18 protein-coding genes are annotated in these 26,028 nt (G+C 60.9%); 14 read left to right on the top strand and 4 right to left on the bottom strand.

What is annotated here, in order from left to right; all coding sequences use genetic code 11:
• Positions 1-167 precede the first annotated feature (167 nt).
• Together aas and lplT are read left to right on the top strand one after the other, a co-directional pair.
• Entirely contained in the window at positions 168-2,321 is a 2,154-nt protein-coding gene (gene aas, locus ACJ8J1_RS16035; protein ID WP_033644842.1) for a bifunctional acyl-ACP--phospholipid O-acyltransferase/long-chain-fatty-acid--ACP ligase, read from the top strand.
• Positions 2,321-3,505 (top strand): lysophospholipid transporter LplT, encoded by a 1,185-nt coding sequence (gene lplT, locus ACJ8J1_RS16030; protein ID WP_033644843.1) that lies wholly within the window; start codon positions 2,321-2,323, stop codon positions 3,503-3,505. The genes aas and lplT overlap by 1 nt, the downstream gene beginning before the upstream one ends.
• Before the next feature lie 33 nt (positions 3,506-3,538).
• Here lplT and ACJ8J1_RS16025 read toward each other — a convergent pair whose 3' ends face one another.
• From ACJ8J1_RS16025 to mutH, 4 genes are all read right to left on the bottom strand, one after another.
• On the bottom strand, positions 3,539-4,579 hold the full coding sequence (locus ACJ8J1_RS16025; RefSeq protein WP_033644844.1) for an NADP(H)-dependent aldo-keto reductase: 1,041 nt from the start codon (positions 4,577-4,579) through the stop codon (positions 3,539-3,541).
• A gap of 205 nt (positions 4,580-4,784) precedes the next feature.
• Complete coding sequence (locus ACJ8J1_RS16020) at positions 4,785-5,003, bottom strand: YgdI/YgdR family lipoprotein (protein WP_016929923.1); 219 nt, start codon at positions 5,001-5,003, stop codon at positions 4,785-4,787.
• Between the two features lie 155 nt (positions 5,004-5,158).
• Positions 5,159-5,875: a TerC family protein gene (locus tag ACJ8J1_RS16015; RefSeq protein ID WP_033644847.1), complete on the bottom strand. Its 717-nt coding sequence runs from the start codon at positions 5,873-5,875 to the stop codon at positions 5,159-5,161.
• 100 nt (positions 5,876-5,975) lie between these two features.
• The gene (gene mutH, locus ACJ8J1_RS16010; RefSeq protein ID WP_033644848.1) at positions 5,976-6,662 is read right to left on the bottom strand and encodes a DNA mismatch repair endonuclease MutH; all 687 of its coding nucleotides are present in this window, start codon (positions 6,660-6,662) and stop codon (positions 5,976-5,978) included.
• Positions 6,663-7,358: 696 nt separating this feature from the next.
• Between mutH and rppH the strand changes: the two genes are divergently transcribed.
• The 12 genes from rppH (at position 7,359) to recD (ending at position 26,001) form a co-directional block, all read left to right on the top strand.
• Complete coding sequence (gene rppH, locus ACJ8J1_RS16005) at positions 7,359-7,886, top strand: RNA pyrophosphohydrolase (RefSeq protein ID WP_004931849.1); 528 nt, start codon at positions 7,359-7,361, stop codon at positions 7,884-7,886.
• A gap of 12 nt (positions 7,887-7,898) precedes the next feature.
• The gene (gene ptsP, locus ACJ8J1_RS16000; protein ID WP_033644849.1) at positions 7,899-10,145 is read left to right on the top strand and encodes a phosphoenolpyruvate--protein phosphotransferase; all 2,247 of its coding nucleotides are present in this window, start codon (positions 7,899-7,901) and stop codon (positions 10,143-10,145) included.
• Between the two features lie 222 nt (positions 10,146-10,367).
• Positions 10,368-11,240: a prolipoprotein diacylglyceryl transferase gene (gene lgt, locus ACJ8J1_RS15995; protein ID WP_015378920.1), complete on the top strand. Its 873-nt coding sequence runs from the start codon at positions 10,368-10,370 to the stop codon at positions 11,238-11,240.
• Positions 11,241-11,247: 7 nt separating this feature from the next.
• Positions 11,248-12,042 (top strand): thymidylate synthase, encoded by a 795-nt coding sequence (gene thyA, locus ACJ8J1_RS15990; RefSeq protein ID WP_015378919.1) that lies wholly within the window; start codon positions 11,248-11,250, stop codon positions 12,040-12,042.
• A gap of 174 nt (positions 12,043-12,216) precedes the next feature.
• Positions 12,217-12,720 carry a prepilin peptidase-dependent protein gene (locus tag ACJ8J1_RS15985; RefSeq protein WP_033644850.1) on the top strand — a complete coding sequence of 168 codons (504 nt, stop codon included), beginning with the start codon at positions 12,217-12,219 and terminating at the stop codon, positions 12,718-12,720.
• Positions 12,714-13,292 carry a prepilin peptidase-dependent protein gene (locus ACJ8J1_RS15980; RefSeq protein WP_033644851.1) on the top strand — a complete coding sequence of 193 codons (579 nt, stop codon included), beginning with the start codon at positions 12,714-12,716 and terminating at the stop codon, positions 13,290-13,292. Before ACJ8J1_RS15985 ends, ACJ8J1_RS15980 begins: the two co-directional genes overlap by 7 nt.
• Complete coding sequence (locus ACJ8J1_RS15975; RefSeq protein ID WP_015378916.1) at positions 13,289-13,735, top strand: YgdB family protein; 447 nt, start codon at positions 13,289-13,291, stop codon at positions 13,733-13,735. Before ACJ8J1_RS15980 ends, ACJ8J1_RS15975 begins: the two co-directional genes overlap by 4 nt.
• Complete coding sequence (locus ACJ8J1_RS15970; protein WP_033644852.1) at positions 13,725-14,081, top strand: prepilin-type N-terminal cleavage/methylation domain-containing protein; 357 nt, start codon at positions 13,725-13,727, stop codon at positions 14,079-14,081. Before ACJ8J1_RS15975 ends, ACJ8J1_RS15970 begins: the two co-directional genes overlap by 11 nt.
• A 32-nt stretch (positions 14,082-14,113) precedes the next feature.
• On the top strand, positions 14,114-17,485 hold the full coding sequence (recC, locus tag ACJ8J1_RS15965; protein ID WP_033644853.1) for an exodeoxyribonuclease V subunit gamma: 3,372 nt from the start codon (positions 14,114-14,116) through the stop codon (positions 17,483-17,485).
• Positions 17,486-17,717: 232 nt separating this feature from the next.
• Positions 17,718-20,606 (top strand): pitrilysin, encoded by a 2,889-nt coding sequence (gene ptrA / locus ACJ8J1_RS15960; RefSeq protein WP_033644854.1) that lies wholly within the window; start codon positions 17,718-17,720, stop codon positions 20,604-20,606.
• Complete coding sequence (gene recB / locus ACJ8J1_RS15955) at positions 20,603-24,154, top strand: exodeoxyribonuclease V subunit beta (protein ID WP_033644855.1); 3,552 nt, start codon at positions 20,603-20,605, stop codon at positions 24,152-24,154. The genes ptrA and recB overlap by 4 nt, the downstream gene beginning before the upstream one ends.
• The gene (gene recD / locus ACJ8J1_RS15950) at positions 24,151-26,001 is read left to right on the top strand and encodes an exodeoxyribonuclease V subunit alpha (RefSeq protein WP_033644856.1); all 1,851 of its coding nucleotides are present in this window, start codon (positions 24,151-24,153) and stop codon (positions 25,999-26,001) included. Before recB ends, recD begins: the two co-directional genes overlap by 4 nt.
• Positions 26,002-26,028 lie beyond the last annotated feature (27 nt).

The raw sequence follows: 26,028 nt of genomic DNA, 5'->3' as shown, positions 1-26,028 counted from the left end.
AGTAGGTGATCCCAGAGGTATTGATTGGTGAGAAATCAGCGTGCCTTGCATGCTGAAGCCATTTTCAATTGCACCAACCTACGCGGATGCGTAGGTTTTTTTTTGCCTGCCATATAGTATTCTTTTCCCTACAACGATTTACGCCTCCATGGCCAAGGGAGAAGGGCATGATCTTTTCACTGCTGCGCGCGCTGTTTCGCCTGTTGTTTCGGGTACGGGTCGAAGGGGACGTCCAGCACTTCGAACGGCAAAAATTACTGATTACGCCGAACCACGTCTCTTTCCTCGACGGCGTACTGCTGGCGCTGTTCCTGCCGATAAAACCGGTGTTTGCGGTCTATGCCAGCATCGGCGAGAGCTGGTTTATGCGCTGGCTGCGGCCTTACATCGATTTTGTCTCGCTAGATCCCACCAAACCGATGGCCGTCAAGCAACTGGTGCGCATGGTCGAGCTGGGACGGCCGATCGTGGTGTTCCCTGAAGGGCGCATCACCGTGACCGGCGCGCTGATGAAAATTTACGACGGAGCGGCGTTTATCGCCGCCAAATCGGGCGCGACCGTGGTGCCGGTGCGGATCGATGGCCCGGAGTTCAGCCCGTTTGGCCGCATGGCCGGGGTGTTCAAGATCCGCTGGTTCCCGCAAATCAGCATCCGCATCTTGCCGCCGACCACGCTGCCGATGCCGGAAGCGCCGCGCGCGCGTGAACGCCGGGCGCTGGCGGGCGATCGGCTGATGCAGATCATGATGCGGGCGCGGATGGAGACGCGCGAGCCGCAAACGCTGTTCCATGCCTTGCTGGCGGCGCAGCACCGCTATGGGCGCCGCAAGCCGTGTATCGAAGACATCGCTTTCAAAGAAGACAGTTACCAGACGCTAGTCAAGAAATCGCTGGGCGTCAGCCGCATTCTGCAGCGCTTTACCGCCGAGGGGGAGCACGTTGGGCTGCTGTTGCCCAACGCCACCATTACCGCGGCGGCGATCTTCGGCGCTTCGCTGCGCAATCGCATCCCGGCGATGCTCAACTACACCGCAGGCGCCAACGGCCTGAACAGCGCGATGACGGCCGCCGGCATCAAGACCATCGTCACCTCGCGCCAGTTTCTGGAGAAAGGCAAGCTGACCCACCTGCCGGAACAGGTGCCGCAGGCTAACTGGGTGTATCTGGAAGATCTGAAAGAGACGGTCACGCTGGCGGATAAGCTGTGGATCCTGCGTCACTTGCTGCAGCCGCAGCGCGCGGCGTTGCCGCAACGTCCGGAGGATCCGGCGCTGATCCTGTTCACGTCCGGATCCGAAGGCCATCCCAAGGGCGTGGTGCATTCGCACGCCAGCCTGCTGGCCAACGTAGAACAAATCCGCACCATCGCCGATTTCACGCCGCGCGACCGCTTCATGTCGTCGCTGCCGCTGTTCCACTCGTTCGGCCTGACGGTGGGGCTGCTTACGCCGCTGATCACCGGCAGCCGCATTTTCCTCTACCCCAGCCCGCTGCACTATCGCGTGGTGCCGGAGCTGGTATATGACCGTAACTGCACGGTGCTGTTCGGCACGGCGACCTTCCTTAACAACTATGCGCGTTTCGCGCATCCGTATGATTTTGCCCGCCTGCGCTATGTCGTGGCCGGCGCGGAGAAACTGGCGGACAGCACCAAACAGATCTACCAGGACAAATACGGCATCCGCATTTTGGAAGGCTATGGCGTGACCGAGTGCGCGCCGGTGGTCTCGATCAACGTGCCGCTGGCGACCAAGGTGGGCACCGTCGGCCGTATCATGCCGCAGATGGAGGCGCGTCTGATCGCGGTGCCTGGTATTGATAACGGCGGCCGTCTGCAGCTGAAGGGGCCGAATATCATGAAAGGCTATCTGCGGGTTGAACGCCCCGGCGAACTGGAGCCGCCGGCGGCGGAAGATGCGAACGGCGTGCTGCAGCCGGGCTGGTATGACACCGGCGATATCGTCAGCCTGGATGAGCAGGGTTACTGCACCATTCGCGGGCGCGTGAAGCGCTTCGCCAAGCTGGCGGGCGAGATGGTGTCGCTGGAAAGCGTCGAATTGCTGGCGCAACGGCTGTCGCCGGATAAACTGCATGCCGCCACGGTCAAAAGCGACAGCAGCAAAGGCGAGGCGTTGGTGCTGTTCACCACCGATCCCGCCATTACCCGCGAGGCATTGCTGCGGGTGGCGCGCGAACTGGGTAGCCCGGAGCTGGCGGTGCCGCGCGATATTCGCCTGTTGAAAACGCTGCCGGTGCTCGGCAGCGGCAAACCTGATTTCGTCACCCTGCGTCATATGGCCGAACAGCCGGAGAGTGCCTGATGAATCCTTCGACCGAATCCCCTTTGTTGTCACGCGGCATGATCGCGGTGATCAGCGCGCAGTTCCTTTCGGCGTTCGGCGACAATGCGTTGCTGTTCGCCACGCTGGCGTTGATCAAGCAGCAGCTGTATCCGGACTGGAGCCAGCCGATCCTGCAGATGGCCTTTGTCGCCACCTATATCATTCTGGCTCCGTTCGTCGGCCAGATCGCCGACAGCTTTGCCAAAGGGCGGGTGATGATGTTCGCCAACGCCCTGAAATTGGCGGGGGCATTAGTGATCTGTTTTGGGGGTAATCCGTTTCTGGGTTACAGCCTGGTCGGTGTGGGAGCCGCCGCGTATTCACCGGCCAAATACGGCATTCTGGGCGAGATCACCAGCGGTGAGAAACTGGTCAAGGCTAACGGCCTGATCGAGGCTTCGACCATTGCGGCCATTCTGACCGGTTCGGTGGCCGGCGGTATTCTGGCGGACTGGCACGTGGCGGCGGCGCTGGCGGCCTGCGCGTTGGTTTACGCGGGAGCGGTGGTCGCCAACCTGTATATTCCGCGTTTGGCGGCGGCGCGTCCTGGCGCTTCGTGGCGTCCGCAGGCCATGACGCACAGCTTCTTTGCTGCCTGCGTTACGCTGTGGCGCGATGGACAGACGCGTTTCTCATTGATTGGCACCAGCCTGTTTTGGGGGGCCGGCGTGACGCTGCGTTTTCTGCTGGTGCTGTGGGTACCGGTGGCGCTCGGCATCGCCGATAACGCCACGCCAACGCTGCTGAACGCCATGGTGGCCGTCGGCATCGTGGTGGGCGCGGGTGCCGCCGCGCGCTTCGTCACGCTTAAAACGGTGAAACGCTGTATGCCGGCCGGGATCCTGATCGGCGTCGCGGTCGCGGTGTTTGCGCTGCAAACGACCATGCTCAATGCCTACGTCTTGCTGGCGCTCATCGGCATGCTGGGGGGCTTCTTCGTCGTGCCGCTCAATGCGTTGCTGCAGGAGCGGGGCAAACATTCGGTCGGCGCCGGCAATGCGATCGCAGTGCAAAACCTGGGTGAAAACGCCGCGATGTTACTGATGCTGGGCCTGTATTCTTTGGTCGTGAAGCTGGGCGTGCCGGTGGTGGGCGTCGGCGTAGGGTTTGGCGTGGTGTTTGCGCTGGCGATTAGCGCGTTGTGGTGGTCGCAGCGGCGGTGAAACGGGGCGCAGCCAGGCTGCGCCCTCAGGCTATCAAGGCGCCGGAATGGTAAACCGGGTGTGGATTTCTTCGAGCGCCTGTAGCACGTCCTCATCCAGAATCACGTCGAGGCTGTCGAGGTTGATTTTCAACTGCTCCACCGAGGTGGCGCCCAGCAGGGTGCTGGCGACGAACGGCTGCTGACGCACGAAGGCCAACGCCATCTGCGAAGGATCCAGCCCGTGTTTTTTGGCCAGCGCCACGTATTCGGCGATCGCCCGTTGGGTTTGCTGCCCTGAATAACGGTTGAAGCGGGTGAACAGCGTATTGCGCGCACCGGCCGGTTTAGCGCCGTTGAGGTATTTACCGCTCAGCGTGCCGAACGCCAGGCTGGAATAGGCCAGCAGTTCTACCCCTTCGTGCTGGCTGATTTCGGCCAGGCCAATCTCAAAGCTGCGGTTCAGCAGGCTGTACGGGTTTTGAATCGACACGATGCGCGGCAGCTCGTGTTTCTCCGCCAGTTGCAGATAGCGCATCACGCCCCAGGGCGTTTCGTTGGAGACCCCGATATAGCGAATTTTACCGGCGCGCACCTGCTCGGTCAGCGCCTCCAGGGTTTCCAGCAGCGTGACCGTGGCTTTGTCATCGGTATATTGATAGTTGAGTTTGCCAAAGCAGTTGGTGGCGCGCTGCGGCCAGTGCAATTGGTAAAGATCGAGATAATCGGTGTTCAGCCGCTTGAGGCTGGCGTCCAGAGCGGCGCGGATGTTTTTGCGATCGAGCGCCTGCTGCGGGCGGATGCTGCTGTCAGTGCCGCGCACCGGGCCCGAGACTTTGCTGGCCAGGACGATTTTTTCGCGATTGCCGCGCGCTTTGATCCAACTGCCGATATAGCTTTCGGTCAGGCCCTGGGTTTCCGGGCGGGGCGGCACCGGGTACAGTTCGGCGGTATCTATCAGGTTCACGCCTGCGGCCAATGCATAGTCCAGTTGCGCATGGGCGTCGGCTTCGCTGTTCTGTTCGCCAAAGGTCATGGTGCCCAGTCCCAGCACGCTCACTTCTAAAGAACTGTGGGGAATACGGTGGTATTGCATTAACGGCCTTCCTTTCTTGTTAGCGCTGACGGACCGTGCGGCCCGGTGAAACAGGAGCCCAATTCAGAAGACGGCGCAAAGTCCGTCGGGCGGCGATGTCGCCTTTCCTGACTATAACCAAGCGGTGAAGATGGGGGAAGCGGATTCCGTGCGGACACGAATGAGGGCTACCGCGCTCGAGCGGGCGATAGCCGGCGTGCGGTGATTAGCGTTCGATAACCTGGGAAACCTGATCGCCGTTGATCTGGCGGTGATTGCCTTTCTCATCTTTATAACTGATGAGCCCGGTGTCTGTGTCGATCTCCGGTTTGCCTTGCGTCAGGATCATGTTGCCGTCTTTGGTCGCCATGACGTAGTCGCTGGAACATCCCGCCAAACCGGCGGCCATAACCAGCGCAGACACTGCCATTACCCACTTTTTCATCCTGCGGATCCTCGATTATGCAGAAAACAATGTTCTTTCAAGATTAGCAAACTCTTGGCAGAGAGCGTCTCAGATAAGTCTTTATCTGATAAGAAAAACTGAAATGAGGGGGCAACGAAACGGCGGAAGCCGCCGATGGCGGCCTCCGCGTAGGGTTATTCCGGCGAACGGTTTTTCTTGCTGCGCATCAGATTGAGCGCTTCTACCGACATGGAGAAGAACATGGCGAAGTAGATGTAGCCTTTCGGCACGTGCACCTGGAAACTTTCCAGCATCAGCGTGAAGCCCACCAGGATCAGGAACGCCAGCGCCAGCATTTTCACCGACGGATGGCGATTGACGAATTCGCCGATCGGCCGTGCGGCGAACATCATCACGCCGACGGCAATCACCACCGCCGCCATCATGATGAACAGGTGATCGGAAAGGCCTACGGCGGTAATCACCGAATCCAGGCTGAAGATGATATCCAACAGCATGATCTGTACGATCGCGCCGAAGAAGCTGTGCACCTTGGTGTGGTGCTCTTCTTCCGTGCCTTCGATGGTTTCGTGGATCTCTTTGCTGGCTTTCCAGATCAGGAACAATCCACCGAGCAGCAGGATCAGATCGCGGGCGGAAATGGCGTGATCCAGCACGGTGAACAGCGGGTGCGTCAAGCGGATCACCCAGGCGATGGAGGCCAGCAGCGCCAGGCGCATCAGCATGGCGGCGGCCAAGCCCATTCGGCGAGCTTTGTTCTGTTGCGCTTTGGGCAGCTTCGCCACCACCAGCGACAGAAAAATGATGTTATCAATACCCAGTACGATCTCAAGAATGGTTAGCGTACCTAACGCTAACCAGGCATTGGGATCCATAATCCATTCGAACATTGCCCGACACACCTTAATACTTAATAAATGCAAAGGGTGAATTATACGCGTTTATCGTGGCGCTGACAGGGCTAGCTAAACCAGAGTTAAACGAAATCGCCTAGATTGAGAAATGTCTTGCCAGCAGCGCGCCGGTAAAACCCTTTTTCAGATAGAAACCGCGCGGCAGCGTCATGATAGGTTGCCCCTGTTCGCCGATGGCTTCGGTGAGCGCCTTGTTGTTGGCCGCTTTGGGGCGCAGTTGCAGCACTTCGCCGTGGCGTGCGGTGATGCGTTCTACGTGACCGAGCACAATCAGATCCATCAGCTCTTCCCAATCGCGGCGCAGCATCTCTTCTTCTGCAGCGCTCGGGCTCCACAGCAGCGGCGAACCGACGCGGCGCTGCGCCAGCGGGATTTGCCGTTCGCCCTCTACCGGTATCCACAACACGCGCGCCAGCTTGTGGCGAACGTGGCTGCTGGCCCAGGTGACGCCGCTGTTGCCGGTGAGCGGGGCCACGCAGACGAAAGTGGTCTCCAGCGGTTTGCCGGCGGCGTCGACAGGAATGGTTTTCAGCTCAATGCCCAGCTCGGGAAAATCCTGTTCCGGTTTGCTGCCGGCCATGGCGCCGAGGTACAGCTCCAGCAGCATGCCCACCCAGCCTTTATCGCGTTTCAGATCCTTGGGGATCGGCAACTGCGCGCGGGCGGCCAGTTCGCCAAAACTGAAGCCGGCCAGCGCCTGAGCGCGCTCGAACAGCTGCCGTTCATTTTCCGGCGGGGGCGGCAGAGGGGATAAAAACGCCATAAATCAAGCCTGTCGAATTTGGTTGAAAAACGTACTGCAAAGATACACGGGAAACGGTAACCCCAGTCGCCTGGGGAAAAGAATAATAGTAGCATGATTTTACATGACTTTTTTTCTTTCCTTGCGCGGGCGACAATGCTTCCGCGAGGCTTGTTCACCTGAAGCCACCGACAATAAACAGGATCTTACACCTATTTATCCACAGATTTATGGGATAACCCAAATTTTTACCGATCACTGGTTCAATTTACAGCCTTGACTCGGGCGGTTTTTTACGAATTTGTCCGTTTTGTGCGTAACTTGCCCGGATAATCTGTGGATAAAAACGGCGTTGGTGGATCTTTCGCCAGGGTAAGATCCTTACCGTGCATAGATCACATTTTTGCCCTGTACATAACTGTGGGATATTGGTTAATTATATGTTTTTAGGAGTAATATTGTTTTTTCGGTGTGAGGAGGGATTTTCGGGGACGAGAGTTTTACCGGCTTATCCCTCGAGTTCTACACACACCTATCCACAGAAAAAGTGAATAAAACCGGTCTGAAATGCCGATGCATGTTTATAACTTTGCCTATATCTGTGAGTTATCCCAATGTTATCCGGCCCGCAGCGCCGTAAAGCAGTGGTTTACCGCCTGTAGCTTGTGTGAAACAATCAGGACATCTATGCGAATTTAAGCTTATCGAGGTAGTCCGGTGATCGATGATGATGGCTACCGCCCGAATGTTGGTATCGTAATCTGTAATCGTCAGGGGCAGGTCTTATGGGCCCGCCGTTACGGTCAGCACTCCTGGCAGTTTCCCCAAGGTGGGATTAACCCTGGCGAAACTGCGGAGCAGGCGATGTACCGTGAGCTGTTCGAAGAAGTGGGGCTGAGTAAAAAGGATGTGCGCATCCTGGCTTCGACCCGCAACTGGTTGCGCTATAAATTGCCGAAACGTTTGGTGCGTTGGGACACAAAGCCGGTTTGTATCGGCCAAAAGCAAAAATGGTTTTTGTTGCAGCTACTGTGCAATGACGCTGATATCAACATGCAGCGCAGCAGCACACCGGAGTTCGACGGTTGGCGCTGGGTGAGCTTCTGGTATCCGGTGCGCCAGGTGGTGTCGTTTAAACGCGACGTCTACCGCCGGGTGATGAAAGAATTCGCCGTGACCGTGATGCCGATGCAAGAGCAGGCGGCGCCGCGGCAGGCCCCCGCTTATCGCCGAAAGAGAGGTTAAGTTAAGCCGACTATGCTCACGCGCTTGCGAGAAATTGTAGAGAAGGTGGCCGCGGCGGCCAGTCTGACGGATGCGCTGGATCTGCTGGTCAATGAAACCTGTCTGGCGATGGACACCGAAGTGTGCTCCATTTACCTGGCGGACAACGATCGCCGCTGTTACTACTTGATGGCCACGCGCGGGCTGAAAAAGCCGCGCGGGCGCACTATCGCATTGGCGTTTGACGAAGGTGTCGTCGGGTTGGTCGGCCGCCGGGCCGAACCCATCAACCTGGCCGATGCCCAAAGCCATCCCAGCTTCAAGTACGTTCCGCAGGTCAAAGAGGATCGTTTCCGATCCTTCCTCGGGGTACCGATCATTCACCGGCGCCAGCTGTTGGGGGTGTTGGTGGTGCAGCAGCGCGAGCTGCGCCAGTTCGACGAAAGCGAAGAGTCGTTCATGGTCACCCTGGCCACGCAGATGGCCGGGATCCTTTCACAGTCGCAGCTTAATGCCATTTTCGGCCAGTATCGCCAAACGCGCGTGCGCGCGCTGGCGGCCTCGCCCGGCGTAGCGGTGGCGGAAGGGTGGCAGGACAGCAGCCAGCCTTCGCTCGATCAGGTTTACCGCGCGTCGACGCTGGACACCGCCAGCGAGCGCGAGCGCCTGACGTTGGCGTTGGAAGAGGCCGGCGCGGAATTTCGCCGCTTCAGCAAGCGTTTTGCCGCCAGCTCGCAAAAAGAGAGCGCGGCGATCTTCGATCTTTATTCTCACCTGCTAAACGACGCCCGCCTCAAGCGCGAATTGTTCGCCGAAATTGACAACGGCTCGGTGGCGGAATGGGCGGTGAAGCAGGTGATAGAAGCCTTTGCCGAACAGTTCGCCAAACTGCAGGACACCTATATGCGCGAGCGCGGCAGCGACCTGCGCGCGCTGGGTCAGCGCCTGCTGTTCCACCTCGACGACACCACTCAGGGCGCCACCCAGTGGCCGGCGCGTTTTGTGCTGGTGGCGGATGAACTGACCGCGACATTGCTGGCCGAAGTGCCGCAGGATCGCCTGGTTGGCGTGGTCGTGCGCGACGGCGCCGCCAATTCGCATGCGGCGATTTTGGTGCGGGCGATGGGGGTGCCGACGGTGATGGGCGCCGACATCCAGCCTTCTCTGCTCAGCCAGCGGCTGCTGATCGTTGATGGGTATCGCGGCGAACTGCTGGTCGATCCTGAGCCGGTGCTGGTGCAGGAATACCAACGGCTGATCAGCGAAGAACAGGAACTGAGCAAGCTGGCGGAAGACGACGTCGAACAGCCGGCGCAGTTGAAAAGCGGCGAACGCGTTCAGGTGATGTTGAACGCCGGCCTCAGCCCGGAACATGAACAGCTGTTGGGCGGCCGGGTGGACGGCGTGGGGTTGTACCGCACTGAAATTCCGTTCATGTTGCAAAGCGGTTTCCCTTCTGAAGAAGAACAGGTCGCGCAGTATCAAGGCATGCTGCAGCTTTACCCCAACAAACCGGTCACGCTGCGCACGCTGGACATCGGCGCCGATAAGCAACTGCCCTACATGCCGATCAGCGAAGAAAATCCCTGCCTGGGCTGGCGCGGCATTCGCATCACTCTGGACCAGCCGGAGATTTTTTTGATACAGGTGCGCGCCATGCTGCGCGCCAATGCCGGCACCGGCAACCTGGGCATTTTGCTGCCGATGGTCACCAGCCTGGAAGAGGTCGATGAGGCCAAGCGCTTGATTGACCGCGCCGGGCGCGAGGTGGAAGAGGTGCTTGGCTACGCGATCCCGAAACCGAAAATCGGCGTGATGCTGGAAGTGCCGTCGATGATTTTCCTGATCCCGCATTTGGCCGGGCGCGTCGACTTCATCTCGGTAGGCACCAACGATTTGACCCAGTACCTGCTGGCGGTGGATCGCAACAACACGCGGGTAGCCTCGCTGTACGACAGCCTGCATCCCGCGATGCTGCAGGTGCTGAAGCTGATCGCCGAACAGGGGAAAGCGGCCGGGCTGCAGCTTAGCCTGTGCGGTGAACTGGCCGGCGATCCGATGGGCGCGCTGTTGCTGGTAGGCATGGGCTATCGCAATCTGAGCATGAACGGACGCAGCGTGGCGCGCATCAAATACCTGCTGCGGCATATCGATCTTGCCGACGCCGAAGTGTTGGCGCACCGAGTGTTGAACACCCAAATGACCACGGAAGTGCGCCATTTGGTGGCGGCGTTTATGGAGCGACGCGGCATGGGCGGGTTGATTCGCGGCGGCAGATAATCGCCGCGCGATGTGATTTTTTTACAGAACTTTTCCCGCGCTGCCGGCCCGGACCGCGCTAAGCCTATGTTATGATGCGCAACCTCAGCGCGACGCATGTTCGTCGTCTTGCAAACCGCAGCGGCCAACGCTGCCGTTTGAAAGGCGTGTGACAACCTGCGCCGACGTTTGGCACCTGCCGCCCCCGCATGGGGAAAAATAACAGACATGTTGTGGTGATAGATGAGCAATAGCTATCTGGCGTTTCCTAAATTTGATCCGGTCATTTTCTCCATTGGCCCGGTTTCTTTGCATTGGTACGGCCTGATGTATCTGGTCGGCTTCGTTTTTGCCATGTGGCTGGCGGTGCGCCGCGCCAACAAGCCGGGCAGCGGCTGGACCAAAGACGAAGTGGAAAACCTGCTCTACGCCGGTTTCCTGGGCGTATTCGTCGGCGGCCGCGTGGGCTATGTGCTGTTCTACAACCTGCCGTTGTTCCTGGATAATCCGCTATATCTGTTTAAAGTCTGGGATGGCGGCATGTCGTTCCACGGCGGATTGATGGGGGTGATTCTGGTGATGTTCTGGTTCGCTCGCCGCACCAAACGCACCTTCTTCCAGGTTTCCGATTTTATCGCGCCATTGATCCCGTTCGGTTTGGGCGCCGGCCGCCTCGGCAACTTCATCAACGGTGAACTGTGGGGCCGCGTGACCACCGACACCCCTTGGGCGATGCTGTTCCCAAGCTCGCGCAGCGAAGACGTGGCGCTCGCCGCCGCCGATCCTTCTCTGCTGCCGCTGCTGAATCAGTACGGCGTGCTGCCGCGTCACCCGTCCCAGCTGTATGAACTGCTGCTTGAAGGCGTGGTGCTGTTTATCATTCTGAACTTGTTCATCCGCAAGCCGCGGCCGATGGGTGCCGTATCGGGCCTGTTCCTGATCGGTTATGGCGCATTCCGCATCATCGTTGAAGCGTTCCGCCAGCCGGATGCCCAGCTTGGCCTGTTCGACGGCGTGATCAGCATGGGGCAGATCCTGTCCATCCCGATGGTGGTGGCCGGTGTTATTATGATGATTTGGGCGTACCGTCGTCGCCCGCAGCAACAACTGTCGTGAGGGACAAATGAAACAGTATCTGGATTTGATGAACAAGGTGCTCGCCGAGGGCACTCCTAAAGCCGACCGTACCGGCACTGGCACGTTGTCGATTTTCGGCCACCAGATGCGTTTCAATTTGCAGGAAGGCTTCCCGTTGGTGACCACCAAGAAATGTCATCTGCGTTCGATCATTCATGAGCTGTTGTGGTTCCTGAACGGCGATACCAACATCGCCTATCTGCGTGACAACAAGGTCACCATTTGGGACGAGTGGGCCGATGAAAACGGCGATCTCGGCCCGGTGTACGGCAAGCAGTGGCGAGCCTGGGGGGCGGCGGACGGTCGTCAGATCGATCAGCTGAGCAACGTACTCCAGCAACTGAAACAAGATCCGGATTCGCGCCGCATCATCGTTTCCGCCTGGAACGTCGGTGAGCTGGACCAGATGGCGCTGGCGCCGTGCCACGCGTTCTTCCAGTTCTACGTGGCGGACGGCAAGCTCTCTTGCCAGCTGTACCAGCGTTCCTGCGACGTGTTCCTCGGCCTGCCGTTCAACATCGCCAGCTACGCGCTGTTGGTGCATATGATGGCGCAGCAGTGCGATTTGGACGTTGGCGACTTCGTCTGGACCGGTGGCGATACCCATCTGTACAGCAATCATATGGAACAGACGAAGCTGCAGCTGACGCGTGAACCCCGTCCGTTGCCGAAGCTGGTGATCAAACGCAAGCCGGCTTCGCTGTTCGATTACCGTTTCGAAGACTTCGAGATCGAAGGTTACGATCCGCACCCGGCCATCAAGGCGCCGGTCGCGATCTGACCTTAACCGCATCACACCAGGGGCGCAGCGATTGCGCCCCTTTTTTTATCCGCATTGCGCGCCGCGCCGCATTTTATTGTCGCCATTTGTCGCTATAGGGAAAACATTGCGCAGCTTGCCGCAAGGCTTGCGCATGCGGCTTTACCGCCTTGTTACGGCCCTTAAACTGGCCGCATGAAAGAAAATACGCTCTCGAACATCGATGACCGCCAGCGTGGCGTGACACTGATTGAGCTGTTGGCGGCGCTCCTGATCGCCGGCATGCTCACCGGCTGGGGCGTCGGTCAATGGCGCCACCATCAGCAAACGTTGCGCCTGGAACATACTGCACAGCAGCTGCTGGCGTTTTTACTGCGACTGCAGGCGGACGCCAACTGGCGCAACCGCACGACGCTGCTGTGGTTCAAGAACGGCACGCCCTGGTGCCTGGGCGGCGGTGTGCCGCCGCCGGATTGCGCTTCCGCCGAGGGTTCCGTTTTCTCACCGTCTTACCGCGACGTCGTTTTGAGCGGCTACACCGACAAAGAGATCGGGTTTTACGGCTTGCGCAATACCGCGCAGGCGGGGCACATCCTGCTCAGCAACGAGGCAGGCGGCCTGCGGCTGGTGCTGTCCGCCCGAGGGCGGCTGCGTTTGTGCAGCGAAGGGCTCCGGATAAGGGGGATCGCGCCATGCTGACTGTCGAACGCGGTTTTACCTTGCCGGAGATGATGTTGGCGCTGGTGTTCGGCAGCGTGATCGCGCTCGGCGCCGCGAAAACCTATCCGCTGTTGCGCCAGCAAAACGTGGCCGTCGGCCAGCATTTTCGGCTGGAGTCAACGCTGCGGCAACTGGCGTTCGGTATTGAGAAAGACCTGCGCCGCGCCGGTTTCTGTGCCGGGCAGTGCGCCGGCCGCCCGCTGCTGATCGGCCAGGCGGCGGGAGAAGCGGCGGGCAGCTGCGTTATCGTCGCTTACGACATCACCCGCAGCGGGCAATGGCTCACCTCGGGTGAGGATGCAGGTTATTTCGGTTATCGGCTGCGCAATGGCGGCTTGGAAGGGCAGCGCGGCGTAAGTCAATGCGACGGCGGCGGCTGGGAGCGGCTGCTCGATCATGACGAAGTGCGCATTGAGCGGTTTCATGTGGCAATAGAGCGCGGGGAGCATGGCGGTGCGCTGGGCCGTTTGACTCTGGCGGGGCGCTCTGTCGGCGATGCGCGTATCAGGCGCAGCCTGAGCGGGAGCATCGAAATGGCGGCGTTGCCATGAACCGGCGGAGCCAGCGAGGCGGCAGTACTTTGGCGGCGGTAATGTTGCTGCTGGCGTTGGGGTTGATGTTGCTCAATGCCCAGCACCGGCAATTGGATAACGCGCTGTTACTGGCCGCCGATCAGCAGCGCTACCTCCAGGCTTACAATCAGGCCGCTTCCGCGCTGAGTTGGGGCATGCTCCAGCGTTGGCCGCGCGCCGAGCTGAGTGCGGCGGCCTGGTTATGCAGGCAGCGCGCGGAACTGACGGCCTGCGCCCGGCTGTCTGCCAGAGCGGGCGTCGTGACGGTACGCGGCCTTGGGGAGATGCGCGGCGGTGAGCCGCTTTGGCTGTATCAATGGGGGGCGTTTGACGGTGCGGAATCGGTCGGCAGGGTGCAAGCGCAGCCGGGCGGCCGGCTGGATTTTTGCCCCGAGAAAAGGCCGGCCGACTGTGAGGGTTAACGCTTGCGTAGGGCGGTTATCCCGCAACGGCTTCAGCCTGCCGGAAGTGTTGGTGGCGGCATTGTTGTTCTCGGTGTCGCTGCTGGGCTTGTTACAGTATCATCAGGTGCTGTTGCAGTCGTTCCAGCGCCAGTGGCACTACCGGCAAGCCTGGGTGATGGCGCATCAGCAGTTGGAGGCGTTCGCCGTCACCGGTCGGCTCGATGCCGAACCGCTGCCGGAAGGCTGGCGACGCGAGACGGCGTTCGACGGCGCGGATGCGGATTGCCGCCGATTGACGGTCAGAGTACAAACTCCGCAACGGCAGTGGGCGACGCTGAGCCGCTGGTATTGCACCCGTTTTTGAGCCGGTACGTATCTTGTTTTAAAGGAGCCATCATGTTCACGGTTTATCATTCCAATCAGCTGGATTTATTGAAAACGCTGACCAGCGCGCTGATAGCCAGAGATCCGTTGGCCGATCCTTTTCAACAGGAAGTGGTGCTGGTTCAGAGCCCCGGTATGGCGCAATGGCTGCAAATGCAGCTGGCGGAGCAGTTCGGCATCGCCGCCAATGTCGCGTTTCCGCTGCCGGCGACCTTCATTTGGGACATGTTCACCCGCGTGTTGCCGGATATCCCGAAAGAGAGCGCCTTCAGCAAGGACGCCATGACCTGGAAGCTGATGTGGCTGCTGCCGGAGATGCTGACCCAGCCGGCGTTCGCGCCACTGCAGCACTATCTCACCGATGACGGCGACAAGCGAAAAATCCACCAATTGGCCGGCCGGGTTGCCGACCTTTTCGACCAGTATTTGGTTTATCGTCCGCAGTGGCTGGAGAGCTGGCAGCGCGGCGAACGCATCGACGGTCTGCCCGAGGCTCAGCAGTGGCAGGCGCCGCTCTGGGCGCGGCTGGTGGAGTACACGCGCGAATTGGGGCAGCCGGAATGGCACCGCGCCAATCTGTACAGCCGCTTTATCCACGCGCTGGAGCAGGCAACAACGTGTCCGCCCGGTTTGCCGCCGCGGGTGTTTATCTGCGGCATCTCGGCGTTGCCGCCGGTCTATCTGGAGGCGCTGCAGGCGCTGGGGCGGCATATCGATATCCACCTGATGTTCACCAACCCTTGTCGTTATTACTGGGGCGACATTCAGGATTACGCTTTCCTGGCCCGCTTGCAGAGCCGCAAGCGCCGTCACTATCATCAGGCGCGCGAGCAAGGGCTGTTTCGCGAACCGGCTGACGCGGCGCGTCTGTTTGACGCTGAAGGGCAGCAGCAGCTCAGTAACCCGCTGCTGGCCTCCTGGGGCAAGCTCGGGCGCGATCACCTCTATTTGCTGTCGCAGATGGAAGGGGCGCAAGAGGTCGACGCCTTTGTCGATATCCCGGCGGATACCATGCTGCACGCCGTTCAACGCGATATGCTGGAGCTGGAAGATCACGCGGTGATCGGCATCACGGCAGAAACGCTGGAAAGCAGTTTCAGCAAGCGCAGGCTCGATCCGCAAGATCGTTCCCTCAGCCTGCACGCCTGCCACAGCCCACAGCGGGAAGTGGAGGTGCTGCACGATCAACTGCTGACCATGCTCGCGCAGGATCCCGCGTTGACGCCGCGCGACATCATCGTGATGGTGGCGGATATCGACAGCTATACGCCTTATATTCAGGCCGTGTTCGGCAATGCTCCCGCCGAGCGCTACCTGCCGTTCGCCATTTCTGACCGTAAAGCGCGACAGGCGCATCCGGCTTTGCAGGCGTTCATCTCCCTGCTCGATCTGCCGCAAAGCCGCTTTACGTCGGAACAGGTGCTGGCGCTGTTGGAAGTGCCGGCCCTGGCCGCCCGTTTCGCCATTGGCGAAGAGGGGCTGCGCCTGTTGCGTCACTGGGTCGGTGAATCCGGCGTGCGCTGGGGGCTGGACGACGATAACGTGCGAGAACTGGATCTGCCCGCCACGGGCCAGCACACCTGGCGATTCGGCATTACGCGCATGCTGCTCGGTTACGCGATGGACAGCAACGCCGGCGATTGGCAGGGCATTTTGCCTTACGACGAGTCGAGCGGGTTGGTCGCCGAACTGGCGGGGCAGTTGGCGGATCTGCTGGCCCAATTGAGCCATTGGCGGCAAGTCTTGAGCGAAGCGCGCTCGCTCGAGGCATGGCTACCGCTGTGCCGACAGCTGCTGGATGCCTTCTTCGAAGCGGATAGCGATACCGAAGTGGTGCTGGCATTGATCGAGCAGCAGTGGCAACAGGCCATCAATTTTGGCCTGGCGGCGCGCTATCCGGATGACGTGCCCTTGACGATTCTGCGCGACGATTTGGCGGCGCGCCTCGATCAGGAGCGCATCAGCCAGCGCTTCCTCGCCGGGCAAATCAACTTCTGTACGCTGATGCCGATGCGCTCGATTCCGTTCAAGGTGGTGTGCCTGCTGGGCATGAACGACGGCGTGTATCCGCGCACGTTGCCGCCATTGGGTTTTGATCTGATGGCGCAGCAGGTCAAGCGCGGCGACCGCAGCCGGCGCGATGACGACCGCTATCTGTTCCTGGAGGCGATTCTGTCCGCGCAACAACGGCTGTATATCAGCTTCATTGGCCGTTCCATTCAGGACAACAGCCCGCGCTATCCTTCGGTGCTGGTTACCGAGCTGCTGGAGTATCTGGAGCAAAGCTATTGCCTGCCGGGAGACGAGGCGTGCACCGCAGACGACAGCGCCCGGCGAGTGGGCGAGCATTTGCTGAAGTGGCATGCGCGCATGCCGTTCGCCGCCGAGAATTTCTTGCCGGGCTCGGAAGCGCAAAGCTATGCCGCCGAGTGGCTGCCCGCCGCCGACGGGCGCGGGGCTGCGCACCCGGCCTTCAACCAGCCGCTGCCCGCCGAAACGCTGCAGCAAATATCGTTGGATGAGCTGCTGCGGTTTTACCGCCATCCTATTCGCGCCTTCTTCCAGCTGCGGTTGGGCGTCAGCTTTATCCTGGAAGAGACCGAGCTGCCGGACGAAGAGCCCTTCACGCTGGATAACCTCAGCCGCTACCAGTTCAACAGCCAACTGCTGAATACCCTGATTGACGGCGACGATCCCGAACGGTTGTTCCAACGGGTGCGCGCCGCCGGGGGGTTGCCCTATGGCGCCTTCGGCGAGATCTATTGGCAAAAGCAGCAGGAAGAGATGAGCGAACTGGCTGAGCAGGTGCGTGCGGAACGCGCAGAGAGCCACAGCCTGGAATTGGACATCGATATTGCTGGCGTGCGCCTCAGCGGCTGGCTGCATCAGGTGCAGGATGACGGCCTGTTGCGCTGGCGGCCCGCCACGTTGTCGGCGGTGGACGGCATATTACTGTGGCTGGAGCACCTGGTGTACTGCTGCGCCGGCGGCACCGGCGAGAGCCGCATGTATGGTCGCAAGAACTCCGCCTGGCGCTTTGCCGCGCTTTCGCCTGAAGAGGCGCAGGCGCAGCTGGCGGAACTGCTGGCGGGCTATCAGCGCGGTCTGTGTCAGCCGCTGTTGTTGCTGAACAAGAGCGGCTGGGCGTGGCTGAGTCAGTGCTATCAGCCGGAAACGCAGCAAATCGACTGGGAGGAAGAAGCGCAAGCAAAGGCTCGCGCCAAATTGCTGCAGGCTTGGCAGGGCGATCAGCGCATTCCCGGAGAAGGGGAAGATCCCTATGTTCAGCGAGTGTTCCGCCAATTGGACAATGACTACCTGGCGCAAATACTGGCCGAAACAGAGCGTTATCTGCTGCCGGTGGCGCGTCATAACCTGGGGTAACAATCCCCCGGTGGTGCTGTGCGGCGGGAGGTGGTAAAAATAACGAAGGTTATATTCAACCATTGGGGTAATTCCCGGTCTTACATAACGTACAGGCATATACCCGCCGCGTTTTGGGGCGCCACATTGGCGAAGAACCCGGCGAGTACAGATTTGGTTATGTGGTTTTGATGTACGTCGCCAGCGTCAGGGAGTGGGCGTGGCGATGTCAGAATAGGGGTTTATTTTGGATATGCGCAGACAGTTGGCCCGCATCACCGGGCTGGTATTATTGGCTATGTGTTGGGCGCCGTTGAGCTGGGCCGCACAAGGATGGCAACCGCTGGCGGAGAAGATCAACAAGAGTGAGCACGATCCGCGTCAGTACGAGGCGATCAAGTTGGCTAACGGCATGACGGTGCTGCTGGTGTCCGATGTCCAGGCGCCGAAATCGCTGGCGGCGCTGGCATTGCCGGTCGGGTCGCTCGAAGATCCGAACAGCCAACTGGGCTTGGCGCACTATCTGGAACATATGGTGCTGATGGGCTCCAAACGTTATCCCGAGCCGGAAAACCTGTCCGAATTCCTGAAAAAGCACGGCGGCAGCCACAACGCCAGCACGGCTTCTTATCGCACCGCCTTCTATCTGGAAGTGGAGAATGACGCGCTGGAGCCGGCGGTCGATCGCATGGCCGACGCCATTGCGGAGCCGCTGCTGGATCCGGGCAATGCCGATCGCGAGCGCAACGCGGTGAATGCAGAATTGACGATGGCGCGTTCGCGCGACGGCATGCGTATGGCGCAGGTCGGTGCGGAAACCCTCAACCCGGCGCACCCGAGCGCGCGCTTCTCCGGCGGTAATCTGGACACGCTGAAAGACAAGCCGGGCAGCAAGTTACACGATGAGCTGATGGGGTTCTATAAGCGCTACTACTCCGCCAATCTGATGATGGGGGTGCTGTACGGCAATCAACCGCTGCCGCAGCTGGCTGACATTGCCGCAAAAACCTTTGGCCGCGTGCCGAATCATGACGCCAGCGTGCCGCCGATCACCGTACCGGCCGTCACGCCGGAGCAGCAGGGCATCATCATTCACTATGTGCCGGCGCAGCCGCGCAAGCAGCTGAAGGTTGAGTTCCGCATCGATAACAACAGCGCCGCGTTTCGCAGCAAAACCGATACCTACATCGGTTACCTGATCGGCAACCGCAGTAAAAATACCCTGTCCGACTGGTTGCAGAAGCAGGGATTGGCGGACGCCATCAATGCCGGTGCCGATCCGATGGTGGATCGCAACGGCGGCGTCTTCGCCATCAGCGTCTCGCTGACTGACAAAGGCTTGGCCCAGCGCGACCAAGTCGTCGCCGCCATTTTCAACTACCTGAAAATGCTGCGCAGCGAAGGTATCAAGCAGAGTTACTTCGACGAAATCTCGCATGTTCTGAACCTGGACTTCCGCTATCCGTCGATCACGCGCGACATGGACTACATCGAATGGCTGGTGGACACTATGCTGCGCGTGCCGGTTGAGCATGCGCTGGATGCGCCTTACCTGGCCGATCGCTATGATCCTAAGGCGATCGCTGAACGTCTGGATGCCATGACGCCGCAAAATGCGCGCATCTGGTTCGTCAGCCCCGATGAGCCGCACAACAAGACGGCCTATTTCGTCAATGCGCCTTACCAGGTCGACAAAATCACGCCACAGCGCTTTACGCAGTGGCAGCAGTTGGGCAGCGGCATTTCCCTGTCATTGCCGGCGCTCAACCCGTACATTCCGGATGATTTCACCCTGACCAAACCGTCGCATGAATTCAAAAAGCCGGAAATGGTAGTGGATAAGCCCGGCCTGCGCGTGCTGTATATGCCGAGCCGTTACTTCGCCGATGAGCCGAAGGCCGATGTCACCGTCGCTTTCCGCAACGCCAAGACCATGGATTCCGCGCGCAACCAGGTGCTGTTCTCGCTGACGGATTATCTGGCCGGCCTGGCGCTGGATCAGCTGAGCTATCAGGCTTCGGTCGGCGGTTTGAGTTTCTCGACGTCGCCGAACAACGGCCTGATGTTTAACGCCAACGGCTTTACCCAGCGCTTGCCGCAGTTGCTGACGGCGCTGATCGAGGGCTATTCCAGCTTCACGCCGACGGAAGATCAGCTGGCGCAGGCCAAGTCCTGGTACCTGGAGCAGTTGGACGCCGCCGAGAAGGGCAAGGCGTTTGAACTGGCCATTCAGCCGGTGCAGATGGTTTCCCGCGTGCCGTATTCCGAACGCAGCGAGCGCCGCGAAGTGCTGAAAACGCTGACGCTGAAAGACGTGCTGGCGTATCGCGACAGCCTGCTGGCCGAGGCCACGCCGGAGCTGCTGGTGGTGGGCAACATGAGCAAGCAACAGGTCGATACGCTGGCGTCGACGCTGAAGCACCGTCTGGGCTGTACCGGTATTGAGTGGTGGCACGGCGAAGACGTGGTGGTGGACAAGAATCAGCTGGCCAACCTGCAACAGGTAGGCAGCAGCACCGACTCGGCGCTGGCGGCGGTCTACGTACCGACCGGTTACGACGAAGTGACCGGCATGGCCTACAGCTCGCTGTTGGGGCAGATTATTCAGCCGTGGTTCTACAGCCAGCTGCGCACTCAGGAACAATTGGGGTATGCGGTCTTTGCCTTCCCGATGTCGGTGGGCCGCCAGTGGGGCGTAGGCTTCCTGTTGCAGAGCAACAGCAAACAGCCGGCCTACCTGTACCAGCGCTATCAGGATTTCTATCCGAAAACCGAGAAACGCCTGCGTGAAATGAGCGAGGCCGATTTTGAGCAGTACAAACAGGCGCTGATCAACGAACTCAAACAGCGGCCGCAAACCCTCAGCGAGGAGGCCAGCCGGTTCGCCAATGATTTCGATCGCGGCAACTTCGCCTTTGATACCCGCCAGAAGCTGATCGCGCAGGTGCAACAGCTGACGCCGACCAAACTGGCGGATTATTTCCACCAGGCAGTGATCCAGCCGCAGGGGCTGGCGGTGTTGTCGCAGGTCAGCGGCAGCGGGCAGGACAAAGCGGATTACGCGGCGCCTAAGGATTGGGTCACCTATCCGAACGCGTCGGCATTGCAGCAGATCCTGCCGCGTAAAGTGGCTACGCCATGACGGAAGTCGCCCCGCAGAGGCTAGAACCGCTGACGCTGCCGCTGTTTGGCGAACGCCTGATCGAGGCGTCGGCGGGCACCGGTAAAACTTTTACCATCGGCGCGCTGTATCTGCGCTTGCTGCTGGGATTGGGGGGGGAAGCGGCGTTTCCCCGCCCGTTGACGGTCGAAGAAATCCTGGTGGTGACCTTTACCGAGGCCGCCACCGAGGAGCTGCGCGGGCGTATCCGTGACAATATCCACGGGCTGCGCATCGCCTGCGTGCGCGGCATCAGCGCTAACCCGCTGTTTTCGGCGCTGATGGAAGAAATTGACGATTTGTCTGACGCCGCTGCGCAGCTGCTGGCGGCGGAGCGGCAGATGGACGAAGCGGCGATTTACACTATCCACGGTTTTTGCCAACGGATGTTGACCCACAACGCCTTCGAGTCCGGCATGCTGTTTGAACAAACGCTGGTGCAGGACGAACTGCCGCTGCGGCGGCAGGCCTGCGCCGATTTCTGGCGCCGTCATTGCTATCCGTTGCCGCTGGGCGTGGCGCGTGCGATCAGCCAGGAGTGGAGCGGCCCGGAAGCGTTGCTGGCCGACCTTTCCGGTTATCTGCACGGTGAAGCGCCGGCGCTGCGGCGACCACCGAAGGACGAAGAAACCGTTCTGATGCGCCACGAGCAGATCGTCGCGCGCATCGACGCCATCAAGGCGCAATGGCGGGCGGCGGCGGGCGATCTTGAGGCGTTAATCGCCCAGTCCGGCGTCGATAAGCGCAGCTACAGCAGCAAACACCTGCCGAACTGGTTGAACAAGGTCGGCGAATGGAGCGGGCAGGAGACCCAGGATTACCAACTGCCGAAGGAGCTGGACAAGTTTCGCCAGTCGGTGCTGCTGGAGAAGACCAAGAAGGGCGAGCCGCCGCGTCATGCGCTGTTCACGGCGATAGACGAACTGTTCGATGAACCCTTGACGTTGCGCGACCTGATCATGGCGCGCGCGCTCAGCGAGATCCGCACCTCCATTCAGCAGGAAAAGCGCCAGCGCGCCGAGCTGGGGTTTGACGACCTGCTCAGCCGTTTGGACAGCGCCCTGCAAAGCGGCGGCGGCGAACAGTTGGCGCAGGCGATCCGCCAGCGCTATCCGGTGGCGATGATCGATGAATTCCAGGATACCGATCCGCAGCAATACCGTATTTTCCAAAAACTTTACGTCGGCCGGCCTGATTGCGGCCTGCTGCTGATCGGCGATCCCAAGCAGGCGATTTACGCCTTTCGCGGCGCCGACATCTTTACCTACATGCGCGCGCGTTCAGAGGTGAGCGCCCACTATACGCTGGAGACCAACTGGCGCTCGTCGCCGTCGATGGTCGCCAGCGTCAATCACCTGTTTTCTCAGGTAGAAAAACCTTTCCTGTTCGGCCAAATCCCCTTTATTGAGGTTAACGCGGCGGAAAAGAACCAAGGGCTGGCGTTTGAATTGCACGGCAAGCCGCAGCCGGCGATGCAATTCTGGCTGCAGCAGGGGGAAGGCGCGGGTGTAAGTGATTACCAACAGCTAATGGCGCGCCTGTGCGCCACGCAAATTCGCGACTGGCTCAGCGCCGGGCAGCAGGGCCTGGCGCGGCTGCAGAGCGGCAAGGCGTCACGGCCGGTGCAAGCCTCTGATATCACGGTGCTGGTGCGCAGCCGCAACGAGGCGGCGTTGGTGCGCGATGCGCTCAGCGCGCTGTCTATTCCGTCGGTCTACCTGTCCAACCGCGACAGCGTGTTTGACACCCCGGAGGCCAAAGACCTGCTGTGGTTGCTGCAGGCGGTGTTGGCGCCGGAGCAGGAGCGCACGCTGCGCAGCGCCATGGCCACCGGGCTGATGGGGCTGGACGCGCCGACGCTGGACGGCCTGAGCCGCGATGAGCGCGCCTGGGACGCGCTGGTTAATGAATTCGACAATTACCGCACGCTCTGGCTGCGCCGCGGCGTGTTGCCGATGCTGAGCGAGGTGATGAAAACGCGCCAATTGGCGGAGAACCTGCTGGCCAGCGCCGGCGGCGAGCGTCGCTTGACCGACGTGCTGCATCTGGGGGAGCTGTTGCAAGAAGCGGCGGCGCAGCTCGACAGCGAGCATGCGCTGGTGCGCTGGCTGGCGCAGCAGATCGCTCAGCCTAATCGCCAGTCCGACAATCAGCAACTGCGGCTGGAGAGCGACCGGCATCTGGTGCAGGTGATCACGATCCACAAGTCCAAGGGGCTGGAGTTCGATCTGGTGTGGCTGCCGTTCGTCGGCAACTTCCGCCAGCAGCAGCAGGCGCTGTATCACGATCGCCACAGTTTCCAGGCGTTGCTGGACCTCGACGCCAATGAAGAGAGCCAGGCCTGGGCGGAGGAGGAGCGGTTGGCGGAGGATCTGCGTCTGCTGTATGTGGCGCTGACCCGCTCGGTGTACCACTGCAGTATCGGCATTGCGCCGCTGTTCCAGGGCACGCGCAAGAAACAGGGCGATACCGACCTGCACCGCAGCGCATTGGGCTATCTGGTGCAGGGCGGGCAGCCCGGCGACGCCGTGTATCTGCAGGAGCGGCTGCAGCAATTGGTGGGTGGCGGTATCGCGCTGTCGCTGGTTGAACCGCCGGATGCAGAACCCTGGCAACCCCAGGCGTCGCTGGCCGAAGCGTTGGCGGCGAAAAGCTTTACCCGGCGGATCCAGGATTTTTGGCGGGTGACCAGCTATACCGGTTTGCAACAGCACGGCGCGAGCCTGATGCAGGATCTGCTGCCGCGTCTGGATGTCGACGCGGCCGGTGAGCGCGGGGAAGAAAGTGAGCCAGCGCTTACACCGCATACCTTCCCGCGCGGCGCAACGCCCGGCACCTTCCTGCACAGCCTGTTTGAAACGCTGGACTTCACCCAGCCGCTCGACGAACAGTGGCTGCTGGAACAGCTGCAGCAGCAAGGGTTCGCCGAACACTGGCAACCGATACTGCTGGCGTGGATGCAGGTGCTGCTCAATACGCCGCTCGATGACAGCGGCGTGACGTTGGCGGCGCTGACGCCGCAGCATAAGCAGGCAGAGCTGCAGTTCTATTTACCGATTAACCGGCTGTTGCAGGCGAAGGAGCTCGATGCTCTGGTGAAGCGTTACGATCCGCTTTCCGCCCGCTGCCCGGCGCTGGATTTCCATCAGGTGCAGGGCATGCTGAAAGGCTTTATCGACCTGGTGTTCTGCTGGCAAGGCAAATACTACCTGCTGGACTACAAGTCCAACTGGCTGGGGGAGGATAGCAGCGCCTATACCCGGCCGGCGATGGAGCAGGCGATGGCGGAGCATCGTTATGATCTGCAATACCAGCTGTATACGCTGGCGTTGCATCGTTATTTGCGCCATCGGTTGCCGGATTATGATTACCGGCGCCATTTCGGCGGAGTGATTTATCTGTTCCTGCGCGGCGTGGATGCGGCGCACCCGGGCAACGGCATTTACACCTGTCTCCCCGCGTTTGAGCTGGTGGCGGGAATGGATAGCTTGTTCAGCGGCGAAGCTGCGGCGACGGAGGAAAAATCATGATCGCACTGCTGGAGCAGGCGGTGGCGCTTGGCGCGCTGCGCCCGCTGGACGTGCAGTTCGCCCGCGTGGTGGCGAGCGAAGACGAGCCTGATATTTTACTGGCCGCCGCCTGTCTGAGCGCTGAGGCGGGGGCGGGGCATGTTTGCCTGATGCTGGAGCAGCTGCAGGCGGACACGCTGTTTGAAGGGCGCCAACCGGCGCTGGCGCTGGCGCTGTGGGAGGCGGCCGGGCGACCGGATAGCGCACGTTGGCAGCAGCGCCTGGCGAGCAGCGCGGCGGTTGGGGACGGCAGCGGCGCTACGCCGCTGGTGCTGCGTGGGCAGCGCTTATATCTGCAACGCATGTGGCAAAACGAAGGTGAAGTGGCGGCGTTTATCGGCGGTGAAGGTGAATCGCTGACGGTGCCGGAGGAGGCGTTGCGCGCCATTCTCGACCGCTTGTTCGGCGCGGCGAGCGATGAACCCGACTGGCAGAAGATCGCTGCTGCGGTGGCTGCCACGCGGCGCATCGCGGTGATTTCCGGCGGACCGGGCACCGGTAAAACCACCACCGTCGCTAAACTGCTGGCGGCGTTGGTGCAGCTGGATGAAAGCGCGCGCTTGCGGATTCAGCTGGCGGCGCCAACCGGCAAGGCGGCGGCGCGCCTGACGGAGTCGCTTGGCAGCGCCAGCCGTCAGCTGGCGTTGACCCCGGCGCAGCAGGCGTTGTTCCCCACGGAGGCGGCGACGTTACACCGTCTGTTGGGGGCGCAACCCAACAGTCAGCGCATGCGCTATCACCGCGGTAACCGTCTGCATTTGGATGTGTTGGTGGTGGATGAGGCCTCGATGGTCGATCTGCCGATGATGGCGCGCCTGATTGCGGCGTTGCCCGATCGGGCCCGGGTGATTTTCCTCGGCGACCGCGATCAGCTGGCCTCGGTGGAGGCCGGCGCGGTGTTGGGGGATATTTGCCGTTTTGCCGAGCAGGGATACAGCGAGGCGCGCGCCGCAGAGCTGAGCCGCCTGACCGGTTGTTCGATCGAAGGACAGCGGGCCGACGCGCAAGCGGCGGTGCGCGACAGCCTGTGCCTGTTGCGTAAGAGCTATCGCTTCGACGCCCGTTCCGGCATCGGTCAACTGGCGTTGGCGGTCAACGCCGGTGCGGGGGATCGCGCGCTGGCGGCATTAAACGGCCGTTTCGGCGATGTCGCGGGCTATGCGCTGGCGACGAGCGAAGAGTATCAGGCGCTGCTGGACGCGTGCGTGGCGGGCTATCGCGACTATCTGCGGCTGACTGCCGAAGGCGCGGATGCGGCGGCGGTGCTGGCCGCCTTTAGCCGCTTCCAGGTGCTGTGCGCGCTGCGTGAAGGGCCGTTCGGCGTCGCCGGCCTGAATGAACGTATTGAACTCGGGCTGCAGCGCGCCGGCCTGATCGACCGCAAACCGGGTGTGCTCGGCCGCTGGTATCGGGGGCGGCCGGTGATGATCGGCCGCAACGACAGCGCGCTGGGGTTATTCAATGGGGATATCGGCATTACTCTGCCGGATGAGCGCGGCGAGCTGCGCGTGCATTTCCAACTGCCGGACGGCAGCATCAAGTCGGTGCAGCCGAGCCGTTTGCCGGCGCATGAAACCGCTTACGCCATGACGGTGCACAAGTCCCAGGGATCGGAGTTTGAGCATACGGTTCTGGTGTTGCCGAACCATTTCCTGCCGGTGCTGACGCGTGAACTGGTCTATACCGCGATCACCCGTGCGCGTCAGCAGCTCTCGCTGTACGCCACGGACGCGGTGCTGCTGCGGGCCATTCGCACGCCGACCCAGCGTCGCAGCGGATTGGCTGAACGGCTGCAGACGACGGAATAAGCGATGAAGGGGCGCGGTAGCGGCCGC

Source organism: Serratia sp. CY37869 (genome assembly GCF_052168895.1).
Classification (GTDB): Bacteria; Pseudomonadota; Gammaproteobacteria; order Enterobacterales; family Enterobacteriaceae; genus Serratia; species Serratia ureilytica.
Note: the sequence above shows the minus strand (reverse complement) of the source record. Positions and strands in the feature narration are given on the sequence as shown.